Origin of the sequence: Photobacterium minamisatsumaniensis, assembly GCF_050336695.1 — a bacterium.
Lineage (GTDB): Bacteria > Pseudomonadota > Gammaproteobacteria > Enterobacterales > Vibrionaceae > Photobacterium > Photobacterium minamisatsumaniensis.
This window is the reverse complement of the sequence record NZ_JAKJSI010000039.1, coordinates 61,626-75,603: the sequence shown is the minus strand read 5'-3', so window position 1 is coordinate 75,603 and position 13,978 is coordinate 61,626. Positions and strand designations below refer to the sequence as shown.

Annotated in this window: 11 protein-coding genes; 10 read left to right on the top strand and 1 reads right to left on the bottom strand. The window is 45.7% G+C overall.

Going from position 1 to position 13,978, the window contains the following annotated elements:
* The 9 genes from L4D78_RS20455 to rpoC all read left to right on the top strand — a co-directional run.
* Positions 1-162: EF-Tu C-terminal domain-related protein (locus L4D78_RS20455; protein WP_489686022.1), on the top strand; the 162-nt coding region annotated here is incomplete at its 5' end.
* Positions 163-379: 217 nt separating this feature from the next.
* The gene (gene secE / locus L4D78_RS20450) at positions 380-757 is read left to right on the top strand and encodes a preprotein translocase subunit SecE (protein WP_428458422.1); all 378 of its coding nucleotides are present in this window, start codon (positions 380-382) and stop codon (positions 755-757) included.
* Between the two features lie 11 nt (positions 758-768).
* On the top strand, positions 769-1,314 hold the full coding sequence (nusG, locus tag L4D78_RS20445; protein ID WP_428458423.1) for a transcription termination/antitermination protein NusG: 546 nt from the start codon (positions 769-771) through the stop codon (positions 1,312-1,314).
* 124 nt (positions 1,315-1,438) lie between these two features.
* Positions 1,439-1,867, top strand: a complete 429-nt coding sequence (gene rplK, locus L4D78_RS20440; protein WP_107350964.1) for a 50S ribosomal protein L11 — start codon at positions 1,439-1,441, stop codon at positions 1,865-1,867.
* A gap of 4 nt (positions 1,868-1,871) precedes the next feature.
* Complete coding sequence (gene rplA, locus L4D78_RS20435) at positions 1,872-2,576, top strand: 50S ribosomal protein L1 (RefSeq protein ID WP_428468642.1); 705 nt, start codon at positions 1,872-1,874, stop codon at positions 2,574-2,576.
* A gap of 250 nt (positions 2,577-2,826) precedes the next feature.
* Positions 2,827-3,321 (top strand): 50S ribosomal protein L10, encoded by a 495-nt coding sequence (rplJ, locus tag L4D78_RS20430; protein WP_006233765.1) that lies wholly within the window; start codon positions 2,827-2,829, stop codon positions 3,319-3,321.
* Positions 3,322-3,381: 60 nt separating this feature from the next.
* On the top strand, positions 3,382-3,747 hold the full coding sequence (gene rplL / locus L4D78_RS20425) for a 50S ribosomal protein L7/L12 (protein ID WP_428468641.1): 366 nt from the start codon (positions 3,382-3,384) through the stop codon (positions 3,745-3,747).
* A gap of 222 nt (positions 3,748-3,969) precedes the next feature.
* On the top strand, positions 3,970-7,995 hold the full coding sequence (gene rpoB / locus L4D78_RS20420) for a DNA-directed RNA polymerase subunit beta (protein ID WP_428468640.1): 4,026 nt from the start codon (positions 3,970-3,972) through the stop codon (positions 7,993-7,995).
* A 96-nt stretch (positions 7,996-8,091) separates the two neighbouring features.
* A complete protein-coding gene (gene rpoC, locus L4D78_RS20415) occupies positions 8,092-12,306 on the top strand; it encodes a DNA-directed RNA polymerase subunit beta' (protein ID WP_428468639.1) in 4,215 nt (1,404 codons plus the stop codon).
* Between the two features lie 219 nt (positions 12,307-12,525).
* Here the strand turns inward: rpoC and rsd are convergent, their stop codons facing one another.
* The gene (gene rsd, locus L4D78_RS20410; RefSeq protein WP_428468638.1) at positions 12,526-13,014 is read right to left on the bottom strand and encodes a sigma D regulator; all 489 of its coding nucleotides are present in this window, start codon (positions 13,012-13,014) and stop codon (positions 12,526-12,528) included.
* 184 nt (positions 13,015-13,198) lie between these two features.
* On the opposite strand from rsd, the gene nudC reads away from it, so the two are divergent.
* On the top strand, positions 13,199-13,966 hold the full coding sequence (nudC, locus tag L4D78_RS20405; RefSeq protein ID WP_428468637.1) for an NAD(+) diphosphatase: 768 nt from the start codon (positions 13,199-13,201) through the stop codon (positions 13,964-13,966).
* Positions 13,967-13,978: the final 12 nt, after the last annotated feature.

Sequence of the window (13,978 nt, the reverse complement as noted above, 5' to 3'; positions counted from 1 at the left end):
ATCGAACTACCTGAAGGCGTAGAAATGGTAATGCCTGGTGATAACATCGCTATGACTGTTACTCTAATCGCACCTATCGCGATGGACGAAGGTCTACGTTTTGCTATCCGTGAAGGTGGCCGTACTGTTGGTGCTGGTGTTGTAGCAACAATCGTTGAATAATATTTGACGAAACGGTACCAAAAAGGGCATCATTTGATGCCCTTTTTCTGCGCTATCTCTTGAAGTAGTGTATTTTTTGCTCAAGAATGCAGAAGAAAACATTTTTACTATGAAGTTTTTTAACATGTAATCAAGGCATTAGTGCTTTCCTTCATAATTAGCCTCGCCAACGCGGGGTTATTTTCGTCTATATTGAGACTAGTTACAGGTTGGTTGTATGAAAGCGAATGCCGAAAACCAAAGCAGTTCAAGCAGTATGGATGGCCTAAAGTGGGTCACTATATTTGCTTTGCTAGCTGCCGCTGTGGTTGGTAATTACCTGTACAGTGATGTTTCTGTAGTGCTGCGTGCTGCTGCGGTTGTTGCTCTTGTGGCAATGGCTGGTGGTCTTGCTGCATTTACAGCAAAAGGTAAAACCGCGATCACGTTTGCACGCGAATCGCGCATGGAAGTCCGCAAGGTAGTATGGCCTACTCGTCAGGAAGCTACGCAGACAACCTTTATCGTATTAGCAGTCACTGTCATTATGGCGTTAGCCTTGTGGGGTATTGACGGTATCATGGTCCGTCTAGTCCGCTTAGTTACCGGTGTGTGAGGTAAAAGTTCATGAGCGAAGCTCCAAAAAAACGATGGTATGTAGTGCAGGCATTTTCTGGCTTTGAAGGCCGTGTCGCACAATCTCTACGCGAGCATATCAAAATGCACAGCATGGAAGACTACTTTGATGAGGTACTAGTACCTACAGAGGAAGTGGTTGAAGTGCGTGCAGGCCAGCGCCGTAAGAGCGAACGTAAGTTCTTTCCAGGCTATGTGCTAGTACAGATGGTAATGAATGATGAAACATGGCACTTGGTACGTAGTATCCCTCGTGTTATGGGTTTCATCGGCGGTACATCAGATCGTCCTGCGCCAATCTCGGATAAAGAAGCGGATGCTATTCTTAATCGTCTAGAGAAAGCAAGCGAGTCACCTGTTCACAAAACAATGTTTGAACCAGGTGAAGTTGTACGTGTTACCGATGGACCGTTTGCAGACTTTAACGGCGTTGTGGAAGAAGTCGATTACGACAAGAGCCGCGTTAAAGTGTCTGTCTCTATTTTCGGCCGTGCTACTCCAGTAGAATTGGAGTTCGGACAGGTTGAAAAGAGTTGATCAATAAGTAATCAACTCTGGTTGTCAGGGGCGTGAAATTAGACTATAATTTCGCGCCCTTTCGTTAGACGGGGAGTCTGTTTGTAGAAAATAGACGTTTGAACCCAAATTTAGGTATATAGCAATGGCTAAAAAAGTAGAAGCTTACATCAAACTGCAAGTTGCAGCTGGTGCAGCAAACCCAAGTCCACCGGTTGGTCCAGCTCTTGGTCAACATGGTGTAAACATCATGGAATTCTGTAAGGCGTTTAACGCTAAGACTGACTCAATTGAGAAAGGTCTACCGACTCCAGTTGTTATCACAGTATACAATGACCGTTCTTTCACGTTCATTACTAAGACTCCACCTGCTGCTGTTCTTCTTAAGAAAGCTGCTGGCGTTAAGTCTGGTTCTGGCCGTCCGAACACTGAGAAAGTTGGTACTGTAACTGACGCTCAGATCCAAGAGATCGCAGAAACTAAAGCTGCGGACATGACAGGTGCTGACATCGAAGCTATGAAGCGTTCGATTGCTGGTACTGCTCGTTCAATGGGTCTAGTGGTAGAGGGTTAAGACAATGGCAAAACTAACTAAGCGTATGCGCGTAATCCGCGAGAAAGTTGAAGTTGCACGTGAGTACGACATCAATGAAGCTGTTGCTCTTCTAAAAGAACTAGCTACTGCTAAATTTACTGAAAGTGTTGACGTTGCTGTTAACCTTGGTATCGATGCACGTAAATCTGACCAGAACGTTCGTGGCGCAACTGTGCTACCACACGGTACTGGCCGTGAAATCCGCGTTGCGGTATTCACTCAGGGTGCAAATGCTGAAGCTGCTAAAGAAGCTGGTGCTGATCTAGTAGGTATGGAAGATCTTGCTGAGCAAGTTAAGAAAGGCGAAATGAACTTCGACGTTGTTGTTGCATCTCCTGATGCAATGCGTGTTGTTGGTCAGCTTGGTACTATTCTTGGTCCTCGCGGTCTAATGCCAAACCCTAAAGTTGGTACTGTAACTCCTAATGTTGCTCAAGCTGTTAAAAATGCTAAAGCTGGTCAGGTTCGTTACCGTAACGACAAAAACGGCATCATCCACACTACTATCGGTAAAGTGGACTTTGATGCTGCACAACTTAAAGAGAACCTTGAGTCTCTTCTAGTTGCTCTGAAGAAAGCTAAGCCTTCTTCAGCGAAAGGTCACTTCATTAAGAAAGTGAGCATCTCTACCACTATGGGTGCAGGTGTAGCGCTAGACCAGAACTCTCTGGAAACGAACGCACAATAATTTGCAGAAACGTCAAATTAGTGTATAATTTGGCGTTCACAAATTCATGGCTGAGGTTGATTGTTCGTCAATTAACCTTCGTCCAAGACCGTAGGTGCCCTTTTTAGAGCTTAATTTACCTACGTAGACGGTGCCAGAACATGATTGATGTAAATCTATCTTGGATCTGCGCCGTAAATACTCTCCTGTCATACTGGCAGTGAGTGGTGTAATGACTGGGGAAACCCAGCAAAATCCAGGAGCTATTCCAATGGCATTAAATCTTCAAGACAAAAAAGCAATTGTTGCTGAAGTCAACGAAGCTGCCAATGGTGCCCTGTCTGCAGTTGTTGCTGACTCTCGTGGCGTTGCAGTTGGTGCGATGACTTCTCTACGTAAACAAGCTCGTGAAAACGGCGTTTACCTGAAAGTTGTTCGTAACACACTAGCACGTCGTGCAGTTGAAGGTACTGATTTCGAATGTCTAAAAGACGTTTTCGTTGGTCCTTCACTAATCGGTTTCTCTAATGAGCACCCAGGTGCTGCAGCTCGTCTTTTCAAAGACTTTGCTAAAGAGAATAAAGATTTTGAGTTCAAAGCAGCCGCATTCGAAGGCGCTGTTGTTGACGCAGAAGTACTTGCGACACTACCAACTTACGACGAAGCTATTGCACGCCTAATGATGTGCATGAAAGAAGCTTCAGCTGGCAAGCTGGTACGTACTATCGCAGCTGTACGCGATCAGAAAGAAGAAGCAGCGGCTTAATTGTCCCTGTTTTATCTGAACGCTATATTAAATTAATTGTTGATTTCAAAGAGAATTGTTATGTCTATCACTAACGAGCAAATCCTAGACGCAGTTGCAGAAATGTCTGTAATGCAAGTTGTTGAGCTTATCGAAGCTATGGAAGAAAAATTCGGTGTTACTGCTGCAGCTGCAGTTGTAGCAGGCGGCGCAGCAGCAGAAGCTGCTGAAGAGCAAACTGAGTTTGACGTAATCCTAACAGCTGCTGGCGCACAGAAAGTACAAGTTATCAAAGCTGTACGTGGCGCAACTGGCCTAGGTCTTAAAGAAGCTAAAGCTCTAGTAGACAACGCTCCTTCTGCACTAAAAGAAGGCGTTGACCAAGCTGAAGCTGACGCTCTTAAAGCACAGCTAGAAGAAGTTGGTGCTTCTGTTGAAATTAAGTAATAATTACTTAATTTCTTAGCCTTAATTGGCTAATGGCTGGTGGCTAATTGCCACCGGCCTTTTTGCGCTGTAGGGTAGTGGTGTTTTTCACATTGTTTTGCGACCACTATTCGTGCAAAAAAACAGTTTTTTCATAAAGCTGTTCCTACAATAAACAGTGTCATTAGTCACTGCTCCTCGTTTTGAGCAGTTTGGATCACTTATCAGCGATCTGAGGAACCTATGGTTTACTCTTATACCGAGAAAAAGCGTATCCGTAAGGATTTTGGTAAGCGTCCACAAGTGTTGGACATACCATACTTGCTGTCGATCCAGCTTGAGTCTTTTAAAAAGTTCATCGAGCAGGATCCAGAAGGGCATTACGGTCTAGAAGCTGCCTTTCGTTCTGTTTTTCCAATTCAGAGCTATAACGGCAATTCCGAGCTGCAATACGTTAGCTATCGTCTCGGTGAGCCGGTCTTCGATGTTAAAGAATGTCAAATTCGTGGCGTAACTTATTCAGCTCCGCTACGTGTAAAGCTTCGTCTTGTTATGTACGACAAAGACGCACCTGCTGGCACAGTTAAAGACATCAAAGAACAAGAAGTTTACATGGGCGAAATTCCGCTCATGACTGATAACGGTACTTTCGTTATTAACGGTACCGAGAGGGTTATCGTATCCCAGCTGCACCGTAGCCCGGGTGTCTTCTTCGACAGCGATAAGGGTAAAACCCACTCCTCAGGTAAAGTGCTATATAACGCACGCGTAATCCCATACCGTGGTTCATGGTTGGATTTCGAATTTGATCCTAAGGATAACGTATTCGTACGTATCGACCGTCGTCGTAAGCTTCCAGCTTCAATTATTCTTCGTGCTCTAGGCTACACAACTGAGCAGATCCTTGACATGTTCTTCGATAAAGTAAACTTCGAAGTACAGGGCAAGTCTCTGGTTATGGAGCTAGTACCAGAACGCCTACGTGGTGAAACTGCAAGTTTCAACATTGAAGCAAATGGTAAATTGTACGTAGAACAAGGCCGCCGTATCACCGCACGTCATATTCGCCAGCTTGGCAAAGACGGTGTTGATCACATCGAAGTGCCTGTTGAATACATCGTTGGTAAAATCGCTGCACGTGATTACGTGAACGAAGATACTGGCGAGCTAATTGCTGCTGCGAACCAAGAATTGAGCCTAGAGGCACTTGCTCTGCTTTCTCAAGCAGGCCACAAGTCTCTTGAAGTTCTATTCACCAATGATTTGGATTACGGTCCGTACATGTCTGACACAATTCGTGTCGATAGTACGACTGACCGTCTGAGTGCGTTAGTTGAAATCTACCGCATGATGCGTCCTGGTGAGCCACCAACACGTGAAGCTGCTGAGCAGTTGTTCGAGAGCTTGTTCTTCTCTGAAGACCGCTACGATCTATCTGCTGTGGGCCGTATGAAGTTCAACAGCTCACTTCTACGTGAAGAAACAACAGGTGCCGGTATTCTTGATCACAGCGATATTATCGAAGTGATGAAGAAACTGATTGAGATCCGTAACGGCCGTGGTGAAGTTGATGATATCGACCACCTGGGTAACCGTCGTATCCGTTCTGTTGGTGAAATGGCTGAAAACCAGTTCCGCGTTGGTTTAGTTCGTGTTGAGCGTGCTGTTAAAGAGCGTCTAAGTTTAGGCGATCTTGATGCAATCATGCCTCAGGACCTAATTAATGCGAAACCAATTTCTGCGGCAGTAAAAGAGTTCTTTGGCTCTTCTCAGCTGTCTCAGTTTATGGACCAGAACAACCCACTGTCAGAAGTTACTCACAAACGTCGTATCTCGGCGCTTGGTCCAGGTGGTCTGACTCGTGAACGTGCAGGTTTTGAAGTTCGAGATGTACACGCGACTCACTATGGTCGTCTATGTCCAATCGAAACTCCTGAAGGTCCAAACATCGGTCTGATTAACTCACTGTCTGCATTTGCGCAGTGTAACCCTTACGGTTTCTTGGAAACTCCATACCGTAAAGTGGTTGATGGCAAGGTAACCGAGGATATCGAGTACCTATCAGCTATCGAAGAAGGCCAGTATGTTATCGCTCAGGCAAACGCCGCGCTTAATGACGATGGTTCATTCACTGATGAACTAATCACTGCTCGCCAGAAAGGTGATTCAGGTCTGCACCCACGTGACCATGTTCAATACATGGACGTTGCAACCAACCAGGTTGTATCTGTGGCGGCATCTCTGATCCCATTCCTAGAGCACGATGATGCTAACCGTGCCCTAATGGGTGCGAACATGCAACGTCAGGCTGTTCCAACACTACGTGCTGATAAGCCGTTAGTTGGTACAGGTATTGAGCGTAACGTAGCCGTTGACTCCGGTGTAACAGCCGTAGCTAAACGTGGCGGTCAAGTACAGTCAGTAGATGCTTCTCGTATCGTTATCAAAGTTAACGAAGACGAGCTAGTACCAGGTGAAGCTGGTATCGATATCTATAACCTGACTAAGTACACCCGTTCTAACCAGAACACATGTATCAACCAGCGTCCAACTGTGATGCCTGGCGAGCCTGTGTCACGTGGCGATGTACTTGCAGATGGTCCTTCAACAGACCTTGGTGAACTAGCCCTTGGCCAGAACATGCGTATCGCGTTCATGCCTTGGAATGGTTACAACTTTGAGGATTCCATCTTAGTATCAGAGCGTGTTGTTCAGGAAGATCGCCTGACAACTATCCACATTCAAGAGCTTTCTTGTGTGGCGCGTGATACGAAGCTAGGTGCTGAAGAAATTACTGCTGATATCCCTAACGTGGGTGAAGCGGCTCTTTCTAAGCTGGATGAGTCAGGTATCGTTTACATTGGTGCTGAAGTTAAGGGTGGTGACATCCTCGTTGGTAAAGTGACACCTAAAGGTGAAACTCAGCTAACGCCTGAAGAGAAGCTACTACGTGCTATCTTCGGTGAAAAAGCATCGGATGTTAAAGATTCTTCACTACGTGTACCAAACTCTGTGTCTGGTACGATCATCGACGTGCAAGTATTTACACGTGATGGCGTAGAAAAAGACAAGCGTGCTCTTGAAATTGAAGAGATGCAGCTGAAAGAAGCGAAGAAAGATATCACAGAAGAATTCCAGATCCTTGAGGGTGGTCTTCTTGCTCGTGTTCGTACGCTTCTACTTTCTGCTGGTTACAGCGAAGATAAACTATCTTCAATGAACCGCGAAACGCTGTTTGCACAAACGCTTGACGATGAAGCTTTGCAGAATCAACTGGAACAGCTTGCTGAACAGTATGACGAGCTAAAAGCTGAATTTGATAAGAAGTTTGAAACCAAGCGTCGTAAGATCACTCAGGGTGATGACCTAGCACCAGGTGTCCTTAAAATTGTTAAGGTTTACCTAGCTGTTAAGCGTCGTATCCAACCTGGTGATAAGATGGCGGGTCGTCACGGTAACAAAGGTGTAATCTCTAAGATTAACCCTGTTGAAGACATGCCGTACGATGAAAAAGGTCAAACTGTAGACATCGTACTTAACCCATTGGGTGTACCGTCTCGTATGAACATCGGTCAGATCCTGGAGACTCACTTAGGTCTTGCAGCGAAAGGTATCGGTGACAAACTTAACGAGATGCTTAAGCAACAGCAGGAGTTACATAAGTTCCGTAACTTCCTACAGAAAGTTTACGATCTTGGTGATACTCGCCAGAACGTAGATATTGCTGAGTTGTCTGATGATCAAGTTCGCACTCTAGTTCAGAACTTACGTGCGGGTCTACCGATTGCAACACCAGTATTTGATGGTGCTCCTGAGTCATCTATCAAAGAACTGTTGAAGCTTGGTGATCTACCTGAATCTGGTCAGTTGAAATTGTTTGACGGTCGCACCGGTGACATGTTTGAGCGTCCTGTAACCGTTGGTTACATGTACATGCTGAAACTGAACCACTTGGTTGATGACAAGATGCATGCCCGTTCTACCGGTTCTTACAGCCTTGTTACTCAGCAGCCGCTGGGTGGTAAAGCTCAGTTCGGTGGTCAGCGTTTCGGTGAGATGGAAGTATGGGCACTAGAAGCATATGGTGCTGCTTACACTCTACAGGAAATGCTAACTGTTAAGTCGGATGACGTTAACGGCCGTACGAAGATGTATAAGAACATCGTCGATGGCGACCATCGTATGGAACCTGGTATGCCGGAATCGTTCAACGTATTGTTGAAAGAAATCCGCTCGTTGGGTATCAACATCGAGCTGGAAGACGAATAAGCACGGCATTGCCAACCTTATTAGTTACTCCGGTATAAATATGAAGGCGCCAGCAGACTGGCGCCTTTATGGGTCAACTCCTCACAGGAGCCAAATGTGAAAGACTTACTTAAGTTTCTGAAAGCACAACACAAGACTGAAGAATTTGATGCAATCAAAATCGGTCTTGCTTCACCTGACATGATCCGTTCATGGTCTTTTGGTGAAGTTAAAAAACCAGAAACCATCAACTACCGTACTTTTAAGCCTGAGCGTGACGGTCTATTCTGTGCACGTATCTTTGGCCCAGTAAAAGACTACGAGTGTCTTTGTGGCAAATACAAACGCCTGAAGCACCGTGGTGTTATCTGTGAAAAATGTGGTGTTGAGGTTACTCAGACCAAAGTTCGCCGTGAACGTATGGGTCACATCGAACTAGCTTCACCTGTTGCCCACATCTGGTTCCTTAAGTCACTGCCATCTCGTATCGGTCTGTTAATGGACATGCCGCTACGTGATATCGAGCGTGTACTTTACTTCGAATCATATGTTGTTGTTGAACCTGGTATGACCAACCTTGAGCGTAGTCAGTTACTGTCAGAAGAACAGTACCTTGATGCACTTGAAGAGTGGGGCGACGAGTTCGACGCGAAGATGGGTGCAGAAGCGGTTAAAGCATTATTGGGTAACATGGACCTAAATGCTGAAATCGAACTTATGCGTGAAGAGCTAGAAGAAACTAACTCTGAAACTAAGCGTAAGAAACTAACCAAGCGTCTTAAGCTTGTAGAAGCATTCCTACAGTCAGGTAACAACCCAGAGTGGATGATCCTGTCTGTATTGCCAGTTCTGCCGCCGGATCTACGTCCGTTGGTACCGCTAGATGGTGGTCGATTCGCTACTTCAGATCTGAATGATCTGTACCGTCGCGTAATCAACCGTAACAACCGTCTGAAGCGTCTTTTAGATCTGGCTGCTCCTGATATTATCGTACGTAACGAAAAGCGTATGCTTCAGGAATCTGTTGATGCATTGCTAGATAACGGTCGTCGTGGCCGCGCTATCACTGGCTCTAACAAGCGTCCTCTGAAATCTTTGGCTGATATGATCAAAGGTAAGCAGGGTCGTTTCCGTCAGAACCTTCTTGGTAAGCGTGTAGACTACTCAGGTCGTTCTGTTATCACAGTAGGTCCATACCTACGCCTGCATCAGTGTGGTCTTCCTAAGAAGATGGCACTAGAGCTATTTAAGCCATTCATCTACGGTAAGCTAGAAACTCGTGGTCTTGCGACAACGATCAAAGCTGCTAAGAAAATGGTAGAGCGCGAAGAAGCTGTTGTTTGGGATATCCTAGACGAAGTGATTCGTGAACACCCAGTAATGCTTAACCGTGCACCAACATTGCACCGTCTAGGTATTCAGGCATTTGAACCAGTACTAATCGAAGGTAAAGCGATTCAGCTTCACCCACTAGTGTGTGCGGCATATAACGCCGACTTCGATGGTGACCAGATGGCGGTACACGTACCTCTAACACTGGAAGCACAGCTAGAAGCTCGTGCACTGATGATGTCTACTAATAACATCCTATCGCCAGCGTCTGGTGATCCAATCATCGTACCTTCTCAGGATGTTGTATTGGGTCTTTACTACATGACGCGTGAGAAAATCAACGCGAAGGGTGAAGGCATGTACCTTGCTGGACCTGCAGAAGCAGAGAAAGCATATCGTACTAAGAATGCAGAGCTGCATGCTCGCGTTAAAGTTCGTATTACAGAGCACAGCTACGATGAGCAAGGCAACCTAGTTGCTGATACTAAGCTTATCGACACAACTGTTGGCCGTGCAATGCTATGGACGATTGTTCCAAAAGGTCTTTCTTATGACCTTGTGAACACTGAAGCGCTAGGCAAGAAGCAGATTTCTAAGTTGCTGAACACTTGTTACCGTGAATTGGGCATGAAAGAGACAGTCGTCTTTGCTGACCAAATCATGTACACAGGTTTTGCTTACGCTGCACTCTCTGGTGTATCTGTTGGTATCGATGATATGGTCGTTCCTGCAGCTAAATACACTAAGATCGCTGAAGCTGAAGCTGAAGTTGCAGAAATTCAAGAGCAGTTCCAATCTGGTCTTGTAACTGCTGGCGAACGTTACAACAAAGTTATCGATATCTGGGCAACAGCCAATGAGCAGGTTGCTAAAGCGATGATGGATAACCTGTCTGTCGAAACCGTAATTAACCGTGACGGCGAAGAAGAACAGCAGAAATCGTTCAACAGCGTATACATGATGGCCGACTCTGGTGCTCGTGGTTCTGCTGCGCAGATTCGTCAGCTTGCTGGTATGCGTGGTCTGATGGCTAAGCCGGATGGCTCAATCATCGAAACGCCGATCACTGCGAACTTTAAAGAAGGTTTGAACGTACTTCAGTACTTCATCTCGACTCACGGTGCTCGTAAGGGTCTTGCGGATACCGCACTTAAGACAGCTAACTCCGGTTACCTAACTCGTCGTCTAGTTGACGTAGCACAGGACGTAGTAATTACTGCGGACGATTGTGGTACTCATGCTGGTATCACCATGACACCTCTAGTTGAAGGTGGTGATGTTAAAGAGCAGCTAGGTGATCGTGTTCTTGGTCGTGTTGTTGCTGAAGACGTTATTAAGCCAGGTACTGATGAAATTCTTGCTCCACGTAACACGCTTCTTGATGAGAAGTGGTGTGACATTCTGGAAGAGAACTCAGTAGACCAGGTGAAAGTACGCTCGGTTGTAACGTGTGAGAATGACTTCGGTTGTTGTAAACTATGTTACGGTCGTGATTTAGCACGTGGTCACTTGATTAACACGGGTGAGGCAGTCGGTGTTGTTGCTGCTCAGTCAATCGGTGAACCAGGTACACAGCTAACAATGCGTACGTTCCACATTGGTGGTGCGGCATCTGCAGCTGCTGCTGAAAACAGCATCCAGGTTAAGAACAACGGTTCGATGAAACTACATAATGCCAAGTTTGTTACTAACAACGAAGGCAAGCTAGTTATCACTTCTCGTGCGTCAGAAATGAGCGTTATCGATGAGTTTGGTCGTACTAAAGAAAACTACAAACTGCCATACGGCTCACACCTAACTAAAGGTGATGCTGCGGAAGTTAAAGCTGGCGAAATTATCGCTAACTGGGACCCGCATACAATGCCAATCATCACTGAAGTGGCAGGTCGTATCCAATTTGTTGACCTAATTGATGGCGTAACTGTTTCTCGTCAAACTGATGATTTAACAGGTCTGTCTATGATCACTGTACTAGACGCTGCAGAGCGTACCGGTGCGGGTAAAGACATGCGTCCAACAGTTAAGCTCGTTGATGAAAACGGTCATGATGTAATGATCGCCGGTACAGATGTACCAGCTCAATACTTCCTACCGGGCAAAGCAATCATCCAGCTAGAAGATGGCGCAATGGTTGGTATTGGTGATACGTTAGCGCGTATTCCTCAAGCATCTGGCGGTACGAAAGATATCACGGGTGGTCTACCACGAGTTGCTGACCTGTTCGAAGCACGTAAGCCGAAAGAGCCAGCAATTCTTGCTGAAATCACGGGTCTTGTTTCGTTCGGTAAAGAGACGAAAGGTAAACGTCGCCTAATCATCACGCCTTCTGAAGGCAACGCATACGAAGAAATGGTTCCTAAGTGGCGTCAGTTGAACGTATTCGAAGGTGAGAAGGTTGAGAAAGGTGATGTAATCGCCGATGGTCCAGAAGCTCCGCACGATATCCTGCGTCTACGTGGTGTTCACGCAGTTGCAGAATACATCGTAAACGAGGTTCAGGAAGTTTACCGTCTACAGGGCGTTAAGATTAACGATAAGCACATCGAGACAATTATTCGTCAGATGCTGCGTAAAGTTACTATCGTAACGGCTGGTGACTCTGAGTTCTTACCTGGTGAGCAGCTAGAGTACTCTCGTGTAACAATTACTAACCGTAAGCTTGAAGCTGAAGGTAAGTTGATTGCAACATACGAGCGTGATCTACTGGGTATCACTAAGGCATCGCTTGCAACTGAATCGTTCATTTCAGCGGCATCGTTCCAGGAAACGACTCGCGTACTAACAGAAGCTGCGGTTTCTGGTAAGCGTGATGAATTACGTGGCCTGAAAGAGAACGTTATCGTTGGTCGTCTGATCCCTGCTGGTACTGGTTATGCGTACCATCAGAAACGTCAACGTGATCGTGATGCAGAGCTAGAGCCAGTAGCACCTCAGGTTGATGCTGAGCAAGCATCTCAAGACCTAGCGGCACTACTTAACGCAGGCCTAAGCGACGATTAATCATCGTTGTTTATGTTAGCTTAAAAGGGCACCCTTCGGGGTGCCTTTTTGTTGCCTGCTATTTGGTATACAGAAGTCAAATACAATAGAGGTCGGTTTAAATGCATGACATAAATCAGGTACTAGAAGGAGGGAATAAATAGTTAGATGAGTGAAATTCGGCATGTAAAATGCCAGCCTAACTATTGCTAGGCTGGTGGAGGGCTGTTGTATGAAAGTCTATGCGCCCGGAGGGCAGGCTAGGCTTTCACTGATCAATTCAATTAATCTATCTTCAAGCGCGAAACGTATTTCGATAAGCTCACCAATACCAGATAGATCTGCATCAAAATCATCGAGCTGATTACCTTCGTTAGTGTCGCAGTATTTCTCTGAGAAATTTAACAGTGGATCAGTTGTCTGGGTGATTTGTGTATACAACTGGGCAATTTCTTCTGTTGGTGAATAGCCCGTCGCATTCCAGCGTTCCATGACCATATCGTAGATCTTGAAGTGACCTTCAGAGATATAGTCGACTAATTGTTGGCTAAAAAGTTGCAGTTGTGCAGATGTGGGAAGCTGTCGATTATTTTGCTCGAAAGGGGGAAGACCTGCTAACTTGCAGTAATCGATGAGTAATTGCTGTCGTGACAGTAGCCAGTGATCAATAACGTCACTTGTACCACCCCATTGCTTTTGAACTTGCTCAAATTTGCTTAACATGACCATGCCCTCATGATCTACAGTACCGAGACAGGGGTACTGAAAACGATACCTGTCAATCTCTTATATAAGAGTACCTTGTATTATACCTCGTTGATGAATTTTTCAGTGAGGTATCGCGGATTCATTTCCGCTACTAAGTTTAGATTGCCAGTAAAAACGATACCCTGCAAGGATGGATGTAACATTGATGTTAAAAAAACAAGAATTGGCCTATTGGTGCGTAGTTAAAAATCGCACATTATATTTGCAAAACCATACACTTCCGCTGCTCACCCGTAAAGAGTTGCCTATAGATAGTGCAAACGCTTTAAAAATTGGTGAATACCAAGATCATCCTGTTTATTGGTTAGATGCGCCCCAAAATATGCCTGCTGAAGGGTTTCATAGCCAGCGAGAATTACTGTCTCTCGATGGTAAACTGTTTAATTTGGCGGGAAAAGCGACGCAGCTTTCTTATATGCGTGAGAGCCAGCGCTATTGTGCGCAATGTGGTGGAGAGTGCCTGCTAGGCGAGAAAGAAACCGCAATGGTATGCGGGCAATGCCATACCCACCACTACCCAAGGTTGTCACCGTGTGTCATTGTGGCTGTACGTAAGGGCGATAAAATATTACTTGCTCAGCACCCTCGGCATAAAACAGGCATGTACACGGTCATTGCGGGTTTCGTTGAAGCCGGTGAAACCTTGGAAGAGTGTGTTGCCCGGGAAGTGCAAGAAGAAACGGGGATAACCGTTACGAATATACGTTACTTTGGTAGCCAGCCGTGGGCCTTTCCCTCGAACCTAATGATGGGCTTTCTGGCTGACTATGATGGTGGTGATCTAAAGCCTGATTATGAAGAGTTAAGCGATGCCATTTGGGCTCCTGCAGAACAGCTACCTGACTTGGCTCCGCCTGGTACTATTGCACGTGATCTTATCGAGCATACGATAAAATTAATGACTGAAAAATAGAATAAAAAAACC

Bases quoted from the DNA above. Each gene is read 5' to 3' on its own strand.
- rsd (WP_428468638.1), bottom strand. From the start codon at position 13,014: ATGGTCATGTTAAGCAAATTTGAGCAAGTTCAAAAGCAATGGGGTGGT.
- rpoB (WP_428468640.1), top strand. From the start codon at position 3,970: ATGGTTTACTCTTATACCGAGAAAAAGCGTATCCGTAAGGATTTTGGT.
- rplJ (WP_006233765.1), top strand. From the start codon at position 2,827: ATGGCATTAAATCTTCAAGACAAAAAAGCAATTGTTGCTGAAGTCAAC.
- rplA (WP_428468642.1), top strand. From the start codon at position 1,872: ATGGCAAAACTAACTAAGCGTATGCGCGTAATCCGCGAGAAAGTTGAA.
- nudC (WP_428468637.1), top strand. From the start codon at position 13,199: ATGTTAAAAAAACAAGAATTGGCCTATTGGTGCGTAGTTAAAAATCGC.
- nusG (WP_428458423.1), top strand. From the start codon at position 769: ATGAGCGAAGCTCCAAAAAAACGATGGTATGTAGTGCAGGCATTTTCT.
- rplL (WP_428468641.1), top strand. From the start codon at position 3,382: ATGTCTATCACTAACGAGCAAATCCTAGACGCAGTTGCAGAAATGTCT.
- secE (WP_428458422.1), top strand. From the start codon at position 380: ATGAAAGCGAATGCCGAAAACCAAAGCAGTTCAAGCAGTATGGATGGC.
- rplK (WP_107350964.1), top strand. From the start codon at position 1,439: ATGGCTAAAAAAGTAGAAGCTTACATCAAACTGCAAGTTGCAGCTGGT.